This window comes from Pseudomonas bharatica, from assembly GCF_048586865.1.
GTDB lineage: Bacteria > Pseudomonadota > Gammaproteobacteria > Pseudomonadales > Pseudomonadaceae > Aquipseudomonas > Aquipseudomonas bharatica.
Window position 1 is genome coordinate 1 of the sequence record NZ_JBMAWR010000022.1, and the last position, 18,926, is coordinate 18,926.

Annotated in this window: 19 protein-coding genes; 7 read left to right on the forward strand and 12 right to left on the reverse strand. The window is 61.6% G+C overall.

Translation table 11 applies throughout. From position 1 onward, the window contains the following. Window positions 1-4: 4 nt before the first annotated feature. The 4 genes from glpD to ACKLLE_RS21110 form a co-directional block, all read right to left on the reverse strand. Complete coding sequence (gene glpD, locus ACKLLE_RS21095; RefSeq protein WP_420058982.1) at window positions 5-1,525, reverse strand: glycerol-3-phosphate dehydrogenase; 1,521 nt, start codon at window positions 1,523-1,525, stop codon at window positions 5-7. Window positions 1,526-1,710: 185 nt separating this feature from the next. Further along, window positions 1,711-2,466: a DeoR/GlpR family transcriptional regulator gene (locus ACKLLE_RS21100; protein ID WP_009399774.1), complete on the reverse strand. Its 756-nt coding sequence runs from the start codon at window positions 2,464-2,466 to the stop codon at window positions 1,711-1,713. Between the two features lie 124 nt (window positions 2,467-2,590). Next, a complete protein-coding gene (glpK, locus tag ACKLLE_RS21105) occupies window positions 2,591-4,090 on the reverse strand; it encodes a glycerol kinase GlpK (protein ID WP_064303652.1) in 1,500 nt (499 codons plus the stop codon). A 57-nt stretch (window positions 4,091-4,147) separates the two neighbouring features. Then, window positions 4,148-4,999, reverse strand: a complete 852-nt coding sequence (locus ACKLLE_RS21110) for an MIP/aquaporin family protein (RefSeq protein ID WP_064303653.1) — start codon at window positions 4,997-4,999, stop codon at window positions 4,148-4,150. A gap of 302 nt (window positions 5,000-5,301) precedes the next feature. Between ACKLLE_RS21110 and ybaK the strand changes: the two genes are divergently transcribed. Beyond that, window positions 5,302-5,772, forward strand: a complete 471-nt coding sequence (gene ybaK / locus ACKLLE_RS21115) for a Cys-tRNA(Pro) deacylase (RefSeq protein ID WP_009399764.1) — start codon at window positions 5,302-5,304, stop codon at window positions 5,770-5,772. A gap of 119 nt (window positions 5,773-5,891) precedes the next feature. Here the strand turns inward: ybaK and ACKLLE_RS21120 are convergent, their stop codons facing one another. Further along, complete coding sequence (locus tag ACKLLE_RS21120; protein ID WP_420058983.1) at window positions 5,892-6,998, reverse strand: ABC transporter ATP-binding protein; 1,107 nt, start codon at window positions 6,996-6,998, stop codon at window positions 5,892-5,894. Continuing rightward, complete coding sequence (gene argF, locus ACKLLE_RS21125) at window positions 6,995-7,915, reverse strand: ornithine carbamoyltransferase (RefSeq protein ID WP_009399755.1); 921 nt, start codon at window positions 7,913-7,915, stop codon at window positions 6,995-6,997. Before argF ends, ACKLLE_RS21120 begins: the two co-directional genes overlap by 4 nt. 393 nt (window positions 7,916-8,308) lie before the next feature. Between argF and ACKLLE_RS21130 the strand changes: the two genes are divergently transcribed. Beyond that, on the forward strand, window positions 8,309-10,417 hold the full coding sequence (locus tag ACKLLE_RS21130) for a molybdopterin oxidoreductase family protein (RefSeq protein WP_420058984.1): 2,109 nt from the start codon (window positions 8,309-8,311) through the stop codon (window positions 10,415-10,417). 92 nt (window positions 10,418-10,509) lie between these two features. Continuing rightward, window positions 10,510-10,845, forward strand: a complete 336-nt coding sequence (grxD, locus tag ACKLLE_RS21135) for a Grx4 family monothiol glutaredoxin (protein ID WP_009399752.1) — start codon at window positions 10,510-10,512, stop codon at window positions 10,843-10,845. A gap of 190 nt (window positions 10,846-11,035) precedes the next feature. Here grxD and bfr read toward each other — a convergent pair whose 3' ends face one another. Next, window positions 11,036-11,506: a bacterioferritin gene (gene bfr, locus ACKLLE_RS21140; RefSeq protein ID WP_064303656.1), complete on the reverse strand. Its 471-nt coding sequence runs from the start codon at window positions 11,504-11,506 to the stop codon at window positions 11,036-11,038. Between the two features lie 208 nt (window positions 11,507-11,714). After that, window positions 11,715-11,936: a bacterioferritin-associated ferredoxin gene (locus ACKLLE_RS21145; protein WP_009399750.1), complete on the reverse strand. Its 222-nt coding sequence runs from the start codon at window positions 11,934-11,936 to the stop codon at window positions 11,715-11,717. Window positions 11,937-12,166: 230 nt separating this feature from the next. Between ACKLLE_RS21145 and ACKLLE_RS21150 the strand changes: the two genes are divergently transcribed. After that, window positions 12,167-12,769 (forward strand): peroxiredoxin, encoded by a 603-nt coding sequence (locus ACKLLE_RS21150; protein ID WP_009399747.1) that lies wholly within the window; start codon window positions 12,167-12,169, stop codon window positions 12,767-12,769. A gap of 63 nt (window positions 12,770-12,832) precedes the next feature. On the opposite strand, the gene rnt is transcribed toward ACKLLE_RS21150, so the two are convergent. Continuing rightward, entirely contained in the window at window positions 12,833-13,507 is a 675-nt protein-coding gene (gene rnt / locus ACKLLE_RS21155; protein WP_064303657.1) for a ribonuclease T, read from the reverse strand. Beyond that, on the reverse strand, window positions 13,504-14,550 hold the full coding sequence (pyrC, locus tag ACKLLE_RS21160; RefSeq protein ID WP_009395308.1) for a dihydroorotase: 1,047 nt from the start codon (window positions 14,548-14,550) through the stop codon (window positions 13,504-13,506). Before pyrC ends, rnt begins: the two co-directional genes overlap by 4 nt. Window positions 14,551-14,680: 130 nt before the next feature. On the opposite strand from pyrC, the gene ACKLLE_RS21165 reads away from it, so the two are divergent. Beyond that, window positions 14,681-15,676, forward strand: coding sequence for a flagellar protein MotY (locus ACKLLE_RS21165; RefSeq protein WP_420058985.1), 996 nt, complete (start codon window positions 14,681-14,683; stop codon window positions 15,674-15,676). 128 nt (window positions 15,677-15,804) lie between these two features. Then, entirely contained in the window at window positions 15,805-17,022 is a 1,218-nt protein-coding gene (locus ACKLLE_RS21170; protein ID WP_009396513.1) for an argininosuccinate synthase, read from the forward strand. Window positions 17,023-17,052: 30 nt separating this feature from the next. Here the strand turns inward: ACKLLE_RS21170 and ACKLLE_RS21175 are convergent, their stop codons facing one another. Next, window positions 17,053-17,571 (reverse strand): hypothetical protein, encoded by a 519-nt coding sequence (locus ACKLLE_RS21175; RefSeq protein WP_420058986.1) that lies wholly within the window; start codon window positions 17,569-17,571, stop codon window positions 17,053-17,055. Window positions 17,572-18,034: 463 nt separating this feature from the next. Between ACKLLE_RS21175 and ACKLLE_RS21180 the strand changes: the two genes are divergently transcribed. Next, window positions 18,035-18,661 (forward strand): response regulator transcription factor, encoded by a 627-nt coding sequence (locus ACKLLE_RS21180; protein ID WP_009396511.1) that lies wholly within the window; start codon window positions 18,035-18,037, stop codon window positions 18,659-18,661. Window positions 18,662-18,728: 67 nt separating this feature from the next. Here ACKLLE_RS21180 and ACKLLE_RS21185 read toward each other — a convergent pair whose 3' ends face one another. Then, a complete protein-coding gene (locus tag ACKLLE_RS21185) occupies window positions 18,729-18,908 on the reverse strand; it encodes a PA3496 family putative envelope integrity protein (RefSeq protein ID WP_009396510.1) in 180 nt (59 codons plus the stop codon). Between the last annotated feature and the right edge of the window lie 18 nt (window positions 18,909-18,926).

Sequence of the window (18,926 nt, forward strand, 5' to 3'; positions counted from 1 at the left end):
CGAGTCATGCGGCCTGGCTCAACTCCCGGCGCTGCAGATAACCCGCCAGGTTCTGCTGCTCAGCCTCGGTCATGAACAGCCCCAGCTTGCTGCGCCGCCACAGGATGTCCTCGGCCGACACCGCCCACTCTTCCCGGCACAGATAATCCACTTCCCGCGCGAACAACCCGCCACCCATGGCTTCACCGAGGTCTTCCGGCCCCTTGGCGCCATCCAGCAACTGCCAGGTGCGGCTGCCATAGGTCAGCGCCCAGCGCCGGGCCAGTGCCGCCGGCAGCCAGCCGAAGCGGGCGAGGATCTCGTCGCACAGCGCCTGCGGTGTGCTCATGCCTTCGCCCCCTGGCAGCGGTGCAGTGGCGGTCCAGCTTGCGGTCATCCGGGGGAACCACGGTGCCAGTTCTGCCATGGCCGATTCGGCCAGCTTGCGGTAGGTGGTCAGCTTGCCGCCGAACACCGACAACAGGGGCGCCTGGCCGTCCTGGGAGGACAGCGCCAGGGTGTAGTCGCGGGTCACCGCCGACGGGTTGTCCGATTCGTCGTTGCACAGCGGGCGTACGCCGGAATAGGTGTGGAGGATGTCGTCGCGGCTGAGGCGCTGCTTGAAGTGCTGGTTGACTACCTTGAGCAGGTAGCCGGTTTCCTCTTCGCTGATGTTCACCTGGGCCGGATCGCCGCTGTACTCGCGATCGGTGGTGCCGATCAGGGTGAAGCGCTCCAGGTAGGGAATGCAGAAGACGATGCGCTGGTCTTCGTTCTGCAGGATGTAGGCGTGCTCGCCCTCGTAGAATTTCGGCACGATCAAGTGGCTGCCCTGGATCAGGCGGATGCCATAGGGAGCGTCGAGTTGCAGGTCGTCCTTGATGAACTTCGCCACCCAAGGGCCGGCGGCATTCACCAGCGAACGGGCCTGGATGCTTTGCAGGCTGCCATCGGCGTGTTCGATCTGCACGTTCCACAGCTTGCCGCGGCGGCTGGCGCTGACGCAGCGGGTGCGGGTGAGGATATGCGCACCGCGCTCGCGGGCGGCCATGGCGTTGAGGGTCACCAGGCGGGCATCGTCCACGGCGCAGTCGGCGTATTCGAAACCGCGGGTGATCTCCGCCTTCAGCGGGTTTTCCGGGCCGAAGCGCAGGCTGCGCGAAGCGCCAAGCTTCTTGCGCTTGCCGAGGTTGTCGTAGAGGAACAGGCCGGCGCGGATCATCCAGGCCGGGCGCAGGTGCGGCCGGTGCGGCAGAACGAAGCGCATCGGCTTGACGATATGCGGCGCCTTGGCCAGCAGCACTTCGCGCTCGGCCAGTGCTTCGCGGACCAGGCGGAATTCGTAATGTTCGAGATAGCGCAAGCCACCATGGATCAGCTTGCTGCTGGCCGAGGAGGTGTGGCTGGCAAGGTCATCCTTTTCGCAAAGGAACACCGACAGGCCGCGTCCGGCCGCGTCGGCGGCGATGCCGACGCCATTGATGCCGCCACCGATGACGACGACATCATAGATTTCGGCAAGAGTGGGAGCATTGGACTGGGACACGGCACGGCCTCTCGAAAGTCGTTTGATATCTTTTCTGAACATTAATGTTCACATTCGAAAATGTTAGCCGAACAAAAAGGCCGCTACCAGTGTCTTTTCATAGAAAATACTGATCGGATAACAAGCAAGTGAAAAATTTCGAACATTGACGCCGCCACTGGGTGCAGTGGCGGATCGAGGCGGGATCAGACGACTTCGAGGCGGATCTTGTGCTGGTTGAGCAATTGGGTGAGGGCACTGACCGGTGCCTGGTCGGTCACCAGGCAGTCGATCAGGCTGATCGGGCCCAGGCGTACCATGGCGTTGCGCCCGAACTTGCTGGAGTCGGCAGCGAGGATTACTTGGCGCGCGTTGGCGATGATCGCCTGGGACACGCGTACTTCCTGGTAATCGAAGTCCAGCAGGCTGCCGTCCTCGTCGATGCCGCTGATGCCGACCAGGGCGAAGTCCACCTTGAACTGATTGATGAAATCGACACTGGCCTGGCCGACCACGCCACCGTCGCGGCGCACGTTGCCGCCGGCCAGTTGCACCTCGAAATCGTCCTTGGCGCTGAGGATCGACGCTACATGCAGGTTGTTGGTGATGATCTTCAGGTGGCTGTGGTTGAGCAGCGCACGGGCGATGGATTCGGTAGTGGTGCCGATATTGATGAACAGCGAGGCATGGTCGGGAATCTGCCGCGCCACGGCTTCGGCGATGCGCTGCTTCTCGTCGCGCATCTGGTCGGCCCGCATGGCATAGGCGGTGTTCTCGATACTGGAGTCGTAGGCCGCGCCACCGTGATAACGGCGTAGCAGATTGACCTCCGCCAGCTGGTTGATATCGCGGCGGATGGTTTGCGGAGTGACGACGAACAACTGCGCCATTTCCTCGATGCTGACGTAGCCGCGTTCACGGACCAGTTCGAGAATTTGCTGTTGGCGTGGAGGCAGATTCATGGGCGTCCTTTGGGGCAGCCGAAAAATTCTGCAATGATGCCGGAGGAAGGTGCCGGGGACCAGTCTGAAGGCGGCCACGGCGTAGTCTGCGGCGCAGTCGAAACCGCGCCGCAGTGCTGAAACGTTATTCCTCGTGCGGCTCCCAGTCACGGGTACGATCGACCGCCTTGAGCCAGCCGCTGTAGAGCTTTTCTTTCGCCGCTTCGTCCAGTTGCGGGGTGAACTCCCGCTCGATCAGCGCCTTGCCGCGCAACTCGTCCAGGCCGCTCCAGAAACCGCAGGCCAGGCCTGCCAGGTAGGCGGCACCGAGGGCAGTGGTTTCGCGCATTTGCGGGCGCTCGACGCAGGTGCCGAGGATGTCTGCCTGGAATTGCATCAGGAAGTTGTTGGCCACCGCGCCACCGTCCACGCGCAGGGCGCTGAGACGCTGGCCGCAGTCTTGCTGCATGGCGTCGAGAACGTCGCGGGTCTGGTAGGCGATGGATTCCAGGGCGGCGCGGATGATGTGATCGACCTTTACCCCGCGGGTCAGGCCGAACAGCGCGCCGCGCGCATACGGATCCCAGTAGGGCGCGCCAAGGCCGGTGAAGGCCGGCACCAGGTACACGCCGTTGCTGTCCTTGACCTTGCTGGCGAAGTACTCGGTGTCATGGGCGTCGTTGACGATCTTGAGTTCGTCGCGCAGCCATTGCACGGTGGAGCCGCCGTTGAACACTGCGCCTTCCAGCGCGTAGGCCACTTCGCCGCGCGGGCCGCAGGCGATGGTGGTCAACAGGCCGTGGGACGACTGCACGGCCTTCTCGCCGGTGTTCATCAGCAGGAAGCAGCCAGTGCCGTAGGTGTTCTTGGCCTGGCCGGGCTCCACGCACATCTGGCCGAACAGCGCGGCCTGCTGGTCGCCGGCGATACCGGCGATGGCGATGTTGCTCTTGGTGTAGCCGTAGATTTCCGAAGAGGGACGTACCGGCGGCAGCATCTGCTTCGGGATGCCCAGCACTTCGAGCATCCTTTCATCCCATTGCAGGGTATGGATGTTGAACAGCATGGTCCGCGAGGCGTTGGTGTAGTCGGTCACATGCACCTTGCCGCCGGAGAATTTCCAGATCAGCCAGGTATCGACGGTGCCGAACAGCAGCTCACCGCGCTCGGCACGCTCGCGCACGCCCTCGACATTGTCGAGGATCCACTTCAGCTTGGTTCCGGAGAAGTACGGGTCGGTGACCAGGCCGGTGGTTTCGCGGATGTAGTCCTGCAGGCCGTCGCGCTTGAGCTGCTCGCAGATCTCGGTGCTGCGCCGGCACTGCCAGACGATGGCGTTGTACACCGGACGCCCGGTTTCCTTGTCCCAGACCACGGTGGTTTCGCGCTGGTTGGTGATACCGATGGCGGCTACCTGGTCATGGCTGATGCCGGCCTGGGCCAGGGCCTCGACCATGGTGGCGCTCTGGGTGGCGAAGATTTCCATCGGATCGTGCTCGACCCAGCCGGCTTGCGGATAGTGCTGGGCGAACTCGCGCTGGGAGGTCCCGACGACGTTGGCGTCACGGTCGAAGATGATGGCCCGCGAACTGGTCGTGCCCTGGTCGAGGGCAATGATGTAGTTCTTGTTCTGAAGGTCGGTCATGTCGTTGGCCTTGCAGTGAATAGGGTTGGAGTCAGGGGTCGCTGATCGCTGCGCGGATCAGGACGCCTGGGTCTTGCCTTGAGCGGTGTCGTCGCTCGGGGCGGTGGTCGCAGCGGCAGTTGGCAGGCTGCGGGAAAACACGCCGCGGTACAGCGCGGCACCAAGACTGGCTCCCATGATCGGCGCGAAAACCGGAACGAGGAAGTAGGGAATCTCGCGACCGCCGGTAAAGGCGACTTCGCCCCACCCGGCGAGGAAAGTCATCAGCTTGGGCCCGAAATCACGCGCCGGGTTCATCGCGAAGCCGGTCAGCGGGCCCATGGCGCTACCGATCACGGCGATCAGCAAGCCGATCAGCAGCGGGGCCAGCGGGCCGCGGGGCAGGCCATTGTTGTCGTCGGTCAGGGCCATGATCACGGCCATGAGGATCGCGGTGATCACCACCTCGACGAGGAAGGCCTGGCCGGTGGACAGGGCCGGATGCGGGTAGGTGGAAAACACCGAGGCCAGCTCGAGGCTGGCCTGGCTGCCGCGGACCATGGCATGGGTCTGTTCGTAATCGAAGAACAGGTTGCTGTAAAGCGCGTATACGAGCGCCGCGCCGCAGAAGGCGCCGGCGACCTGGGCGAGGATATAGAACGGCAGTTTGCCTTTTTCGAAACCGGCGAACAGGCACAGGGCAATGCTCACCGCCGGGTTCAGGTGCGCGCCGGAAATCCCGGCGGTCAGGTAGATCGCCATGCTCACGCCGATCCCCCAGATGATGCTGATTTCCCAGAGGCCGAAGCTGGCACCCGCGACTTTGAGCGCGGCCACGCAGCCGGTGCCGAAGAAGATCAGCAGCGCGGTGCCGAAGAATTCCGCCAGGCATTGGCTGGATAACGTCGGTTGTTGTAGAGCAGTCGTCATTCGATACCTCGGTTCTTGTTGTTGTGAGGCGCAGTGAGCGCTCGACGGAAAGCCCGGCGGAAATCCCCATTTCCGGTCAGGCGGGGGGTGGACATGCACCTTATAAGGGCAACTATATTCAGAAACGAAAAAATATAGACAAGAAACGCTGATGTCAAAGGTCGAAAGCGAACCATGATTCATAAACTGACTGGCGGCCCACTGGTCGTCCGGGCCTTGTCCTACAAGCCGATGGTTGTATGTAGGGATTTGTCCTACAGTAGCCAGCGAATCGAAACCGAACATCGCTGTTGGAGCCCTGCATGACCCCTGCCCTGGATCTGTTGAAGAAGGTGCGCGCCGAACATCGCATTCACAGTTACGAACACGACCCCAAAGCCGCCTCCTACGGCCTGGAGGCGGCTGAAAAGCTGAATTTGAATCCGCAGCAGGTGTTCAAGACGCTGCTGGCGGCAACCGAGAAGGGCGAATTGCTGGTGGCGGTGGTACCGGTGGTGGGGACGCTGGACCTGAAGGCCCTGGCACAGGCTGCCGGGGCGAAGAAGTGCGAAATGGCGGATCCGGCGGCGGCGCAGCGTTCAACCGGCTACCTGGTTGGGGGAATCAGCCCACTTGGTCAGAAGAAACGTCTGAGGACTTTTATCGATAAATCCGCAGAGGATTTTCCGACCATCCACGTCAGTGCCGGGCGTAGGGGGTTAGAAGTGGAACTGGCGGCGGGGGTGCTGGCGGAGCATACCCAAGGGAAGTTTGCGGCGATCGGGAAAGAATAGAAGCGTGAGCGTTGTGCTATCCCTGTGGGAGCTGGCTTGCCAGCGATTTGGCCAGACCTGACAACATCATTGTTCAGGCCGGCCTCATCGCTGGCAAGCCAGCTCCCACAGGGACCGAGTCAGCTTGAACTGTACCGGCGAACGCCGTTCTCGCCGGCAGGCAGCCTGGCCTCGACGCTACCCGACGCCGCAAACAGCACTAGGTGATCCGCCGCCACCGAGATCCCCACCTCCTGGCCAATCTGGTAATCCAGATGGCTCGGGAAGATCGCCTCCAGCTGCGTGCCGGTAGCCAGTTGCAGCCGGTACAGGGTCGAAGCCCCCTGGAAACTCTTGCCGATGACCTGCGCGTTCAGCGCGTTCCCGGGGGCATGCACGATATCGTCAGGCCGCAGCAGCACATCCACCGCGCTACCCACCGGCAGGGTATAGGCGCGATTGCCACGCAACTCACCCAGTTCGGTCTGCACGGTTTCCGGGCTGAGCAACTGGCCGCGGATGAAGTAACCCTGGCCGATGAAGCTGGCCACGAACGGCGTGGCCGGCTCGTGATAAAGGTTGTAGGGCGTATCCCATTGCTCCAGCCGGCCTTCCTTGAACACGCCGACATGGTCGCTGACGGCAAAGGCCTCCTCCTGGTCATGGGTGACCAGGATCGCGCTGGTGCCGCGGCTCTTGAGGATGTCGCGAACCTCATGGCTGAGGCGCCGGCGCAGTTCGACGTCGAGGTTGGAGAAGGGTTCGTCGAGGAGCAGCAACTGCGGCTCTGGCGCCAGGGCGCGAGCCAGGGCGACCCGTTGCTGCTGGCCGCCGGACAGTTCATGGGGGTAGCGCTCGCCAAGGCCGCCGAGCTTGACCAGTTCCAGCATCTCCTTGACCACGTCCTGCTGGCGCGGGTGCTTGCCGATGCCGAAGGCGACATTCTGCGCCACGGTCAGGTGCGGAAACAGGGCGTAGTCCTGGAACACCATGCCGATCCGGCGCTTTTCCGGGGCCAGGGTGAACCCTGCCCTGGAAATCACTTCGCCTGCCAGGCTGATTTCGCCGTCATGCACCGGCTCGAAGCCGGCGATGGCGCGCAGGGTGGTGGTCTTGCCGCACCCCGAGGAGCCCAGCAGGCAACCGATGTCGCCGGCATTGAGGTGAAGGTTGAGGTTCTGGACGATGCGCGCCTCGCCATAGCCGCAGGCGAGGTTGCGCAGGTTGAGCAACAGAGGCTGACTCATGCGTGGTGATAGGCCGGTTCGACAAGAAATTCGAGAAGTGCCTTCTGGGCATGCAGGCGGTTTTCGGCCTGGTCCCAGGCAACGGCACGCGGGTCGTCGAGCACGTCCATGCTGATCTCCTCGCCGCGGTGGGCGGGCAGGCAGTGCATGAACAGTACGTCGGCAGCGGCCAGGTCGAGCAGTTCGCGGGTTACCTGGTACGGCGCGAAATGCTCCAGGCGGCGGGCGGTTTCGTCTTCCTGGCCCATGGAGGTCCAGACGTCGGTGCTGACCAGGTGGGCGCCGCGCACGGCGTCTTTCGGATCGCGGACGATCTGCACGCGGTCACCGGCCTGGGCGACGAAGCGCGGATCCGGCTCGTAGCCTTCCGGGCAGGCAACGCGCAACTGGAAGTCGAACTGGATGGCCGCTTCTATATAGCTGTTGCACATGTTGTTGCCGTCGCCGATCCAGGCCACGGTCTTGCCCTGGATCGAGCCGCGGTGCTCGAGGAAGGTCTGCATGTCGGCCAGCAACTGGCACGGGTGCAGGTCGTCGGACAGGCCGTTGATCACCGGCACGCGGGAGTTGGCGGCGAATTCGGTCAGGGTGCTGTGGGCAAAGGTGCGGATCATCACGGCATCGAGCATGCGCGACATGACGATGGCGCAGTCGCCGATCGGCTCGCCGCGGCCCAGCTGGGTGTCGCGCGGGGAGAGGAAGATCGCCTGGCCGCCAAGCTGGATCATGCCGGCCTCGAAGGACAGCCGGGTACGCGTCGAGGACTTCTCGAAGATCATGCCCAGCACGCGGTTTTTCAGGGGCTCGAAGAGTACGCCGCGGTTACGCAGGTCTTTCAGCTCGATCCCTCGGCGGATCACACTGACCAGTTCATCGGCGGTGAAATCCATCAGGGAGAGAAAGTGCCTAGCGCTCATCATTGACTACCTTTTTGCAACAGACCGCAGATCAGCCAATACCGGTTTTCGGAAACACGGATGAGACCTGCGGCGTAAGCCGCACGGGGCGACGAAATAGGGGAAGGCGCAATACTATAATTAAATGTCGCGTCTTACCAAGTGGGGGCTGCCTCGACGGTCTTGGTCGAATACAACGCGTGCCGTCTGTCTGCTCCTTTTTCAAGAGCAAGGGAGCTTTTTACACTGCCCCGGAAGGACTTTGCAACGCAAGGACGGGGCTTTGTCGGCCTCCTGGGACCATCGTCCAGGCTGATGGCGGAGAATTCACCGGGCGAAGATCGCTGGCGGCGTGATGGGACCGGGGCCATAGTCGGGGACGGCACTCCCCCCGATCCAGAACAAGAGGCGGCCATGACCAAGACCGTGCACCACCGAGCCTGTCACCTGTGCGAGGCCATCTGCGGCCTGACCTTCGAACTCGACACCGACGACAGCGGCGCGCCGCGCATCGCCTCGATCAAGGGCGATCCCCAGGACGGTTTCAGCCGCGGGCATATCTGCCCCAAGGCGGTGGCCCTGCAGGATATCCAGAATGATCCCAACCGCCTGCGCGGCCCGGTCGTACGGGTTGGCGAGCAATGGATTCCAATCCCTTGGGACGAAGCCTTCGAGCTGGCTGCGCGCAAGCTTCACGAAATCCAGCTGCGCCACGGACAGAACGCCGTGGCGGTGTACCAGGGCAATCCCAGCGTGCACAACTATGGGTTGATGACCCACAGCAACTACTTTCTCGGCCTGCTGAAAACCCGCAACCGCTTTTCCGCGACCTCCGTCGACCAGTTGCCCCATCACCTGACCAGCTACCTGATGTACGGCCACGGCCTGCTGCTGCCCATCCCGGATATCGACCACACCGACTTCATGCTGATCCTCGGCGGCAACCCGCTGGCGTCCAATGGCAGCATCATGACCGTGCCGGATGTCGAGAAGCGTCTGAAAGCCTTGCAGGCCCGTGGCGGCAAGCTGGTAGTCGTCGACCCGCGGCGCAGCGAGACGGCGGCCATGGCCGACCAGCACCTGTTCGTCCGTCCGGGCGGTGATGCGGCGTTGCTTTGCGGGCTGCTCAATACGCTGTTCGAAGAAGGGCTGGCCCGTGCCAGCCATCTGCCGGTCAGCGGCCTTGATGAGGTACGGGCTGCGTTGCAACCGTTTACCCCGGAAGTGATGAGCCTGCTGTGCGGTATCGACGCGAGCCTGATACGCCAGCTCGCGCGGGATTTCGCCGCAGCCGACAAGGCGGTCTGCTACGGACGCATGGGCGTGTCCACCCAGGCCTTCGGCACGCTGTGCCAGTGGTTGGTGCAACTGATCAATCTGGTCAGCGGCAATCTCGACAGGGTCGGCGGCGCGCTGTGCACCGAGCCTGCGGTGGACCTGGTGGCATCCACCGGCGGCGGGCATTTCAATGTCTGGCAAAGCCGGGTATCCGGACTGCCGGAATACGGCGGCGAGTTGCCGGTTGCAGCCCTGGCCGAGGAAATGCTCACCGAAGGCGAGGGGCAGGTGCGTGCCCTGGTCACGGTGGCCGGCAACCCGGTGCTGTCGACGCCCAATGGCCGACAACTGGAGCAGGCGCTGGACGGGCTGGAGTTCATGCTCAGCGTCGATCTGTATATCAACGAGACAACGCGTTATGCCGATCTCATCCTGCCATCCACCTCGGCACTGGAAAACGATCACTACGACACCACCTTCAACCTGTTCGCGGTGCGTAACGTCACTCGCTTCAACCGGGCCATCCTGCCCAAGCCGCAAGGGGCGCTGCACGATTGGGAAATCTTCGTTGGCCTGGCCGAGGCCTTTGCGCGTATCGCCGGCAAACCGCTGAAACCGACCATCCCTCCGGCGCACATGATCGACATGGGGCTGCGTGGTGGGCGCTATGGTGAAGGCTCGCCATACGACCTGTCGTTGAAAACCCTTGACCAGCATCCACACGGCATCGATCTCGGGCCGTTGCAGCCAAACCTGGCGTCGCGGCTCAAGACCGAGAGCAAGGCCATCGAAGCGGCGCCTGCTGCGCTACTGGCCGACCTCCAGCGCTTCGCCGCACAACAGCCGCCAAGTGCTGCGCAACTGCTGCTCATCGGACGCCGGCATGTGCGCAGCAACAACTCCTGGATGCACAACTTCCATCGGCTGGTCAAAGGCAAGCCGCGTCATCAATTGCTGATGCACCCTCAGGATCTCGCTGGACGTCAATTGCAGGATGGCCAGCGTGTGCGTGTAACCTCGCGGGTCGGCAGCATCGAGGTGGAGGTCATGGCCAGCAGCGACATGATGCCCGGGGTGGTCAGTCTTCCCCATGGTTTCGGTCATGCCCGTCCGGGGGTACTGCTCGATATCGCCAGTACCCAGCTCGGCGCCAGCGCCAACGACCTGACGGATGATCGATTGATCGATGCGCTTTCGGGCAACGCGGTGCTCAATGGCGTGCCGGTGGAAGTGGTTGCCGCTTGATCGTCGGCAATGCCGAGCGTCGTGCACGGCTTTCCGATACAATGCGCCACCGTGCCGACAAACCAGGTCGGAAAGTCCAGCCGAGGTGCTTCATGGATATCATCGAAACAATCAAAGAGCAGATCGCTAACAACACCATTCTGCTGTACATGAAAGGCTCGCCGAATGCGCCGCAGTGCGGTTTCTCGGCAAAGGCGGCGCAAGCCGTGATGGGTTGCGGCGAGAAGTTCGCCTACGTCGACATCCTGCAGAACCCGGAAATCCGTGCCAACCTGCCGAAGTACGCCAACTGGCCGACCTTCCCGCAACTGTGGGTGGCGGGTGAGCTGGTCGGCGGCAGTGACATCATGGCCGAAATGTTCGAGAAGGGTGAGCTGCAGACCTTGATCAAGGACGCAGCTGCCAAGGCCAAGGCTTCCGAAGCCTGATAGCCTGCCGATAGCAAAAAGCCCCGCGAATGCGGGGCTTTTTCATTTCAAATGGCGGTTCACCACATACCTTGTGGGAGCGGGTTCACCCGCGATTGCGGTGGTGAATTCCCCGACGCAATCGCGGGTGAACCCGCTCCCACAGGGCTGCATGAGCACAACGAATGGGCAAGAAAAAGCGTGCAGCCCCTCACTCACCCATCTGCGACTGCAGGTAGTTCTCCAGCCCGACCTTGTCGATCAGGCCCAGTTGGGTTTCCAGCCAGTCGATATGCTCTTCCTCGGATTCGAGGATGTCTTCCAGCAGCTCACGGCTGCCGAAGTCGCCAACGGTCTCGCAGTGGGCGATTGCCGCTTTCAGGTCGATCAGGCCTTTCTGCTCGATCTTCAGGTCGCATTCCAGCATCTCACGGGTGTGCTCGCCGATGAGCAGCTTGCCCAGGTCCTGGACATTGGGGATGCCTTCGAGGAAAAGAATCCGCTTGATCAGCTTGTCGGCGTGCTTCATCTCGTCGATGGATTCTTTGTATTCGTGCTTGCCGAGCTTATCCAGACCCCAGTCTTCATACATGCGCGCATGCAGGAAATATTGGTTGATCGCGACCAGCTCGTTTCCGAGGATCTTGTTGAGATGCTGGATGACGCTTACGTCGCCTTTCATGGTGGGGTCCCGCCCTGTCTATGTGCCAATAACCGCGAGTGTGAGCCGGGCAGGTATGCATGTCAAACCTAAGCTATTGAATAATAAGTGAAATTTAATAGGAATAAGAATGTTTGTATTCCTCGTTTTAACGCTAACTAATTGAATTTCGGGCATAAAAAAACCGGACACGAGGTCCGGTTCTTTATAAACGGGGAAAAACAAATTTTCATGCTGCGGTGAATTCCACCGGGTAGGGCAGGGCGGCCGCCTGGCTGACCTGGATTTCGGTCAGGGTCTCGCGTACCACCTGCTTGGCAACGCATGCGCATTTGCCGCACTGGCTTGCCACGTTGGTGGCGGCGCGTACTTCCTTGTAGCTACAGCATCCTTCATAGATCGCATCGCGGATCTGTCCGTCGGTTACACCAACACAAAGACACACATACATAGAAAGAAGACCATCAGGCGTTAGGCTCGAATGCAGTGAAGCCTAATGGTAATGAGAATGCTTGTCAAAACTCTTTCTCAAAGATGCAGGGCAGAGCGACCGCCGGTAGGAAATCAGTCCATTGGCCATGACTCGGCGTGCCGCCCGAGGCCGTGTATGATGCTCAACCCGTGTCAGAAGGTTGCGGCCTTCTGCGTAGTCAGTTTCCAAACACCATCAGGAGATATCGAATGAGCGTGCTCGTTGGCAAAAAAGCCCCGGACTTCACCGTTGCCGCCGTACTGGGCAATGGCGAAATCGTCGACAGCTTCAACCTGGCTTCCGCTATCAAGGGCAAGTACGGCCTGGTGTTCTTCTACCCACTGGACTTCACCTTCGTCTGCCCGTCCGAGCTGATCGCCCTGGACCACCGCATTCCTGAGTTCCAGGCGCGCAACGTCGAAGTCATCGGCGTTTCGATCGACTCGCACTTCACCCACAACGCCTGGCGCAACACCCCGGTCAACAACGGCGGTATCGGCCCGGTCAAGTACACTCTGGCCGCCGACATCTCCCACGAGATCTGCAAGGCCTACGACGTTGAATCCGAAGGTGGCGTAGCCTTCCGTGGCGCCTTCCTGATCGACACCAATGGCGTGGTTCGCTCGCAGATCGTCAACGACCTGCCGCTGGGCCGCAACATGGACGAACTGCTGCGCCTGGTCGATGCCCTGCAATTCCATGAAGAGCACGGCGAAGTCTGCCCTGCCAACTGGAAAAAAGGCGACAAGGGCATGACCGCTTCGCCAGAAGGCGTTGCTGCCTACCTGAGCGAGAACGCTGGCAAGCTGTAATTTCGCCAGACACAAAAAAACCGGCCTTTCATCGGCCGGTTTTTTTGTGCCTGCACATTCCACTCAATCGTGGAAATCGTGCCAGCCGCCCATTTCCTTCCAGCGGTTGACGATGCCGCAGAACAGCTCGGCGGTCTTCTCCGTGTCGTAGCGGGCGGAATGCGCCTCACGGCCGTCGAAGTCGATGTCGGCGCTCTGGCAGGCCCGCGCCAGCACAGTCTGGCCATAGGCGAGGCCGGCCAGGGTGGCGGTGTCGAAGCTGGAGAAGGGGTGGAACGGATTGCGCTTGAGATCGTTGCGCGCCACTGCGGCGTTCAGGAACCCGAGGTCGAAGCTGCTGTTGTGGCCGACCAGGATCGCCCGCTTGCAGCCGTTGGCCTTCAGCGCCTTGCGCACGCCGCGGAAGATATCGGTCAGTGCCGATTCCTCGCTGACTGCCATGCGCAGCGGATGGTCGAGCTTGATCCCGGTGAACTCGAGGGCCGCCTGCTCGATGTTGGCACCCTCGAACGGCTCGACGCGGAAGAAATAGGTGTGTTCCGGGAACAGAAAGCCCTTTTCATCCATGCCGATGGTAACGGCGGCGATTTCCAGCAGTGCGTCGGTGGCAGCATTGAAGCCACCGGTCTCGACGTCCACCACTACCGGCAGATAGCCGCGGAAACGCTGCGCCATCGGGTGGCGCGAACCACCGCCGCCCAGACCTTCCTGGTCGTCGTCGAACTGATCGTCGCTCACTTGCTTTCCTCCAGCAGGCGCCAGCGCAGTTGCTCACCGGCGCGCAGCGGAACCACGGTGTTGTCGCCGAATGGCAGGCTGTCCGGGGCGGTCCAGTCCTCGCGGACCAGGGTAATGGTCTCGGTGTTGGCAGGCAGGCCATAGAACGCCGGGCCGTGCAGGCTGGCGAAGCCTTCCAGCTTGTCCAGGGCATTGCGTTGCTCGAACGCTTCGGCGTACAGCTCGATCGCAGCAAAGGCGGTGTAGCAACCGGCGCAGCCGCAGGCCGCTTCCTTGGCATGACGGGCGTGGGGCGCCGAGTCGGTGCCGAGGAAGAACTTCGGGTTGCCGCTGGTGGCCGCGTCCAGAAGGGCGATCTGGTGGGTGTTGCGCTTGAGGATCGGCAGGCAATAGAAGTGCGGGCGGATACCGCCGACCAGCATGTGGTTGCGGTTGTACAGCAGGTGCTGTGCGGTGATGGTCGCGCCGACGTTGGCCGGCGCTTCCTTGACGAACTGCGCGGCCTCGGCGGTGGTGATATGTTCGAACACCACTTTCAGGGTCGGGAAACGCTCGACCACACGACGCAGGTGCTCGTCGATGAACAGCTTCTCGCGGTCGAACACGTCGATCTCGCCACGGGTCACTTCACCGTGGACCAGCAGGAGCATGCCGACTTCGGCCATGGCTTCCAGTGCCGGGAAGATCTTGTCGATGCTGGTGACACCGGAATCGGAGTTGGTGGTCGCGCCGGCCGGATACAGCTTGGCGGCGTAGACGAAACCGCTGGCCTTGGCCGCACGGATATCTTCCGGCTGGGTACGGTCGGTGAGGTACAGGACCATCAACGGCTCGAACGGGCTACCCGCCGGGCGCGCATCGAGGATGCGCTGGCGATAGGCACCGGCTTCGTCGGCATTGCGCACCGGCGGCACCAGGTTGGGCATGATGATGGCGCGGGCGAAGGTGCGCGCCACGTCCCGGACGGTATGAGGCAGCACGGCTCCATCGCGAAGATGGATGTGCCAGTCGTCGGGACGCAGGAGGGTCAGGCGATCGGACATTGGGGTTTCCAGGCGGTTCGAACTCTGGGCGAATGCTACCGGAAAAGCCTTCCCCGAGCACTCGCTATCAAGTTTTGCCGCAGGCGTCCGATAGCCTGCTGGTAAGTGATGGAATTTTGTGGAGCCGCCCGTGCGCCAGCGTTATATAGCCCTGCTCAGTCTGTTCGCCAGCTTTCCGGTGGCCGCCCTCACGTTCCAGACGCGAGTGGAAAATATCGAATGGAAGGTCGAAGGCGATCAGTTCGAGTGCCGCCTGATCCAGCCCATTGCCGATTTCGGCACGGGCGAGTTCGTGCGCCGCGCCGGTGAACAGGCGACCTTCCGCCTGCGCTCGGGCAACAACATGCTCGGCAGCGGCTCGGCGACCTTGCTGGCCGCCGCCGCACCCTGGCAGCCGGGGCGCGGTGACATCAACCTCGGCTCGATCCGCATGGCCCGCAGCGGCGTGCTGTTCAACAGCTCCCAGGGCCAGGCCAGCCGCCTGATCAATGGCCTGATGGACGGGCGCAGCACGGTGATCCGCAACTATGCCGGCGAAGGCGGGCAGGTCATGGAAGTGCATCTGTTGCCGGTCCGGTTCACCAAGGCCTACGCCGATTACCAGGCCTGTTCGGCCAAGCTGCTGCCGATGAACTTCGACCAGATCCGCCAGGCGCGAATCGGTTTCCCGGGCAACGGCATCGACCTGGATGCCGACGCCCGTGCGCGCCTCGACGTGATCCTCGATTTCCTCAAGGCCGACCCGACCGTCAACCATATCGAACTGGACGGACATTCCGACAACAGCGGTAACCGCCTGACCAACCGCGACCTGTCGCGCCGGCGTGCCCTGGCGGTGCAGGAATACCTCAAGGCCCACGGCGTGCCGGAAGAGCACATCGTGGTGCGTTTCCACGGCGAGCGTTATCCGCTGGCGGCCAACAACTCCGCAGCCAACCGTGCGCGCAACCGGCGCGTGAACATCCAGCTCGACCGCGTTGCACCAGTCGAAAAACCGGTCGCGGAAAAGCCGGCGGATCCGCTGATTCCCGCGGCTTCGACGCCGGCCGCCGCGCCGGCGACTCCTGCGGCGCCGACGAGTCCGGCGGCCCAGGCACAGCCCGGCAAACCTGCGCCGAAGTCCTGAGCGCGACCGCCCGTCGCGCCCACGACAGTTCCTGTCGCTTTGTCGTCACAAGCTGTCGCCCCACTGTAAATTCAAGCCGGAGAGCGGTAGAATCCGGGGTTTTCCGTACAACCCCGTGGAGTGATGGCATGGCGGACGTAAAAAAGGTCGTACTGGCGTATTCCGGCGGCCTTGATACTTCGGTGATTCTCAAGTGGCTGCAGGATACCTACAACTGTGAGGTGGTGACGTTCACCGCTGACCTGGGGCAGGGCGAGGAGGTCGAGCCGGCCCGTGCCAAGGCACAGGCCATGGGCGTGAAAGAGATCTACATCGATGACCTGCGCGAAGAGTTCGTCCGAGACTTCGTGTTCCCGATGTTCCGCGCCAACACCGTCTACGAAGGCGAGTACCTGCTCGGTACCTCCATCGCCCGTCCGCTGATCGCCAAGCGCCTGATCGAAATCGCCAACGAAACCGGCGCCGACGCCATTTCCCACGGTGCTACCGGCAAGGGCAACGACCAGGTCCGCTTCGAGCTGGGCGCCTACGCGCTGAAGCCGGGCGTCAAGGTCATCGCGCCGTGGCGCGAGTGGGACCTGCTGTCCCGCGAGAAGCTGATGGACTACGCCGAGAAGCACGGCATCCCGATCGAGCGCCACGGCAAGAAGAAGTCGCCGTACTCGATGGACGCCAACCTGCTGCACATCTCCTACGAAGGCGGTGTCCTGGAAGATACCTGGACCGAGCACGAGGAAGACATGTGGCGCTGGAGCGTTTCCCCGGAAAACGCCCCGGACCAGGCTACCTACCTTGAACTGACCTACCGCAACGGCGACATCGTTGCCATCGACGGCGTCGAGATGACCCCGGCCACCGTACTCGCCGAGCTGAACCGCATCGGCGGCGCCAACGGCATCGGTCGCCTGGACATCGTCGAGAACCGCTACGTCGGCATGAAGTCCCGCGGCTGCTACGAGACGCCCGGCGGCACCATCATGCTCAAGGCTCACCGCGCCATCGAGTCGATCACCCTGGACCGCGAAGTCGCTCACCTGAAAGATGAGCTGATGCCAAAGTACGCCAGCCTGATCTACACCGGCTACTGGTGGAGCCCTGAGCGCCTGATGCTGCAACAGATGATCGACGCCTCCCAGGTCAATGTGAACGGCGTGGTTCGCCTGAAGCTGTACAAGGGCAACGTCATCGTCACCGGCCGCAAGTCCGACGACTCGCTGTTCGACGCCAATATCGCCACCTTCGAAGAAGACGGCGGAGCGTACAACCAGGCTGACGCAGCCGGCTTCATCAAGCTCAACGCCCTGCGTATGCGCATTGCTGCGAGCAAGGGCCGTTCGCCGCTCTGATTTGCCACTGCGATACGAAGAACCCGGCATTCATTGCCGGGTTTTTTTATGTCCGGCCGCCGGGGAAGATTTCGGCGAACGTTCGGTGACGATGCTGACCCGGGTACCCCGTTCTACGTTATGCATGATTACGCCGCCGGCGCGGGGTTTGCGCAGGACGTGGCGGGCGACGACTTCCAGCAAGGCCTGTGCATCCGGGCCGGAAAGCACAACGGTGGAGTATTCCCGGCTGTGTGAAAACGCAAGTGCAAGTGTCGGAGAAGTTTGAGGCGGAGAAGTTTTTTCCGACAAGTCCGCTGCCAGCATGTCGCTTTCCGCATAATGACTTTCGCTGCCGGCGTCCTCGGGGCCGTAGAGACTTTTGGTATTGAAGTTCAGGGTCAGGAAGAACAGCACTGTCAGAAACGGTGGAAAACCCACGAGGAACCAGGTGTAGATACCTTGGCTGCTTTCATCCAGAAACGGTAAGGACGCCAGGGCCGATGCTTCGATGATTCCGGCGAAGATGGCGATGATGGTCAGGGGGCTCTTCGGTTCTGGACTGCTCATGGGCCTGGTCTCTGTTTCGCGGTCTTCAGCTGCGTATCGGCGCGGGAAATGGGAAGGGTGCACGCAGTGTGCAACGCAATGGATCCATGCATCAGGGGGTGAAGGCTCTGGATGGAGCATTGCTTCCATGGGTGACGGCCGCGAGGCGCATGAATGATGCAAAGGCATTCAGACTTATTTCAGGGGTATTAAGGACATTTCCTTCATATGATCAGCCACTATTCTTAGCGATATTTTCGACCTCCCCGGCTAGCATCGTTATATGCCTATTTAATGCAAATAAGGCGCGAAGTTGTTTTCAAATACATTGCCTGTAGGAAATATCCGTAGGGTTTTTCCTTTATTCGGGTAGTCCCTTTCTGAGCGTGCACATGCGTGTCGCAGTGATCATGCATTGCTTCTACCGACTGGGCTATTGTGCGGGCTTCTAATAAGTCGAATAGTTTAAGAACGGATCTTGCCCATGAATAAAGTGCTGATCGTCGATGACCATCCTGTCATTCGCTTGGCCGTGCGCATGCTGATGGACCGGCATGGTTATGAAGTGATTGGGGAAACGGACAACGGCGTCGATGCGTTGCAACTGGCCCGGGAGCATCTTCCGGATATCGTCATTCTCGACATAGGGATTCCCAAGCTCGACGGCCTGGAGGTCATAGGCCGGCTGACGGCCAACGGTATCGTGATCAAGGTGCTGGTCCTCACCTCCCAGGCACCCGGGCATTTTTCCATGCGCTGCATGCAGGCCGGCGCTGCCGGATACGTCTGCAAGCAACAGGACCTGACCGAACTGCTCAGCGCCATCAAGGCCGTGCTGTCCGGGTACAGCTACTTCCCCAACCAGGCATTGCACTCGGTGCGGACCAACCTTGGCGGTTCCAGCGAGGCGGATATGGTCGGACGCCTGTCGGGGCGGGAAATGATGGTTCTGCAACAACTGGCGAAAGGAAAGTCCAACAAGGAAATCGCCGACGGCATGTTCCTCAGCAACAAGACCGTCAGTACCTACAAGACCCGACTGTTACTCAAGCTCAATGCCCGCTCCCTCGTCGACCTGATCGAACTGGCACAGCGCAACGGCCTGGTCTGATTCCGGCCCGCAATGCAAAAAGCCTCCGCTTTCACAGGAGGCTTTCGTGTTTTCGGACCATGGCGTTTCAAAGATCGAAGTCGTAATCAGCCAGTTGTCTTTGCAGGCGGCGTTCTTCAAGCAGGTTATCGATGGTGCGGCGCTTGCTCAGGTTGGTCTTGGCGACAAGCGCCGGGTTTTCCGCAACGAACTCTTCGGCTACCGGGGCGTCGTCGTCGATATCCAGGTCTTCTTTATCAGTGCTCATGTGTCACTCCGTTCCAAG

Bases quoted from the DNA above. Each gene is read 5' to 3' on its own strand.
- pyrC (WP_009395308.1), bottom strand. From the start codon at position 14,550: ATGTCCGATCGCCTGACCCTCCTGCGTCCCGACGACTGGCACATCCAT.
- ACKLLE_RS21145 (WP_009399750.1), bottom strand. From the start codon at position 11,936: ATGTATGTGTGTCTTTGTGTTGGTGTAACCGACGGACAGATCCGCGAT.
- ybaK (WP_009399764.1), top strand. From the start codon at position 5,302: ATGACCCCTGCCCTGGATCTGTTGAAGAAGGTGCGCGCCGAACATCGC.
- ACKLLE_RS21120 (WP_420058983.1), bottom strand. From the start codon at position 6,998: ATGAGTCAGCCTCTGTTGCTCAACCTGCGCAACCTCGCCTGCGGCTAT.
- argF (WP_009399755.1), bottom strand. From the start codon at position 7,915: ATGAGCGCTAGGCACTTTCTCTCCCTGATGGATTTCACCGCCGATGAA.
- ACKLLE_RS21180 (WP_009396511.1), top strand. From the start codon at position 18,035: ATGAATAAAGTGCTGATCGTCGATGACCATCCTGTCATTCGCTTGGCC.
- ACKLLE_RS21110 (WP_064303653.1), bottom strand. From the start codon at position 4,999: ATGACGACTGCTCTACAACAACCGACGTTATCCAGCCAATGCCTGGCG.
- ACKLLE_RS21170 (WP_009396513.1), top strand. From the start codon at position 15,805: ATGGCGGACGTAAAAAAGGTCGTACTGGCGTATTCCGGCGGCCTTGAT.
- grxD (WP_009399752.1), top strand. From the start codon at position 10,510: ATGGATATCATCGAAACAATCAAAGAGCAGATCGCTAACAACACCATT.
- glpK (WP_064303652.1), bottom strand. From the start codon at position 4,090: ATGACCGACCTTCAGAACAAGAACTACATCATTGCCCTCGACCAGGGC.
- ACKLLE_RS21150 (WP_009399747.1), top strand. From the start codon at position 12,167: ATGAGCGTGCTCGTTGGCAAAAAAGCCCCGGACTTCACCGTTGCCGCC.
- ACKLLE_RS21175 (WP_420058986.1), bottom strand. From the start codon at position 17,571: ATGAGCAGTCCAGAACCGAAGAGCCCCCTGACCATCATCGCCATCTTC.
- ACKLLE_RS21185 (WP_009396510.1), bottom strand. From the start codon at position 18,908: ATGAGCACTGATAAAGAAGACCTGGATATCGACGACGACGCCCCGGTA.
- bfr (WP_064303656.1), bottom strand. From the start codon at position 11,506: ATGAAAGGCGACGTAAGCGTCATCCAGCATCTCAACAAGATCCTCGGA.
- ACKLLE_RS21130 (WP_420058984.1), top strand. From the start codon at position 8,309: ATGACCAAGACCGTGCACCACCGAGCCTGTCACCTGTGCGAGGCCATC.
- ACKLLE_RS21100 (WP_009399774.1), bottom strand. From the start codon at position 2,466: ATGAATCTGCCTCCACGCCAACAGCAAATTCTCGAACTGGTCCGTGAA.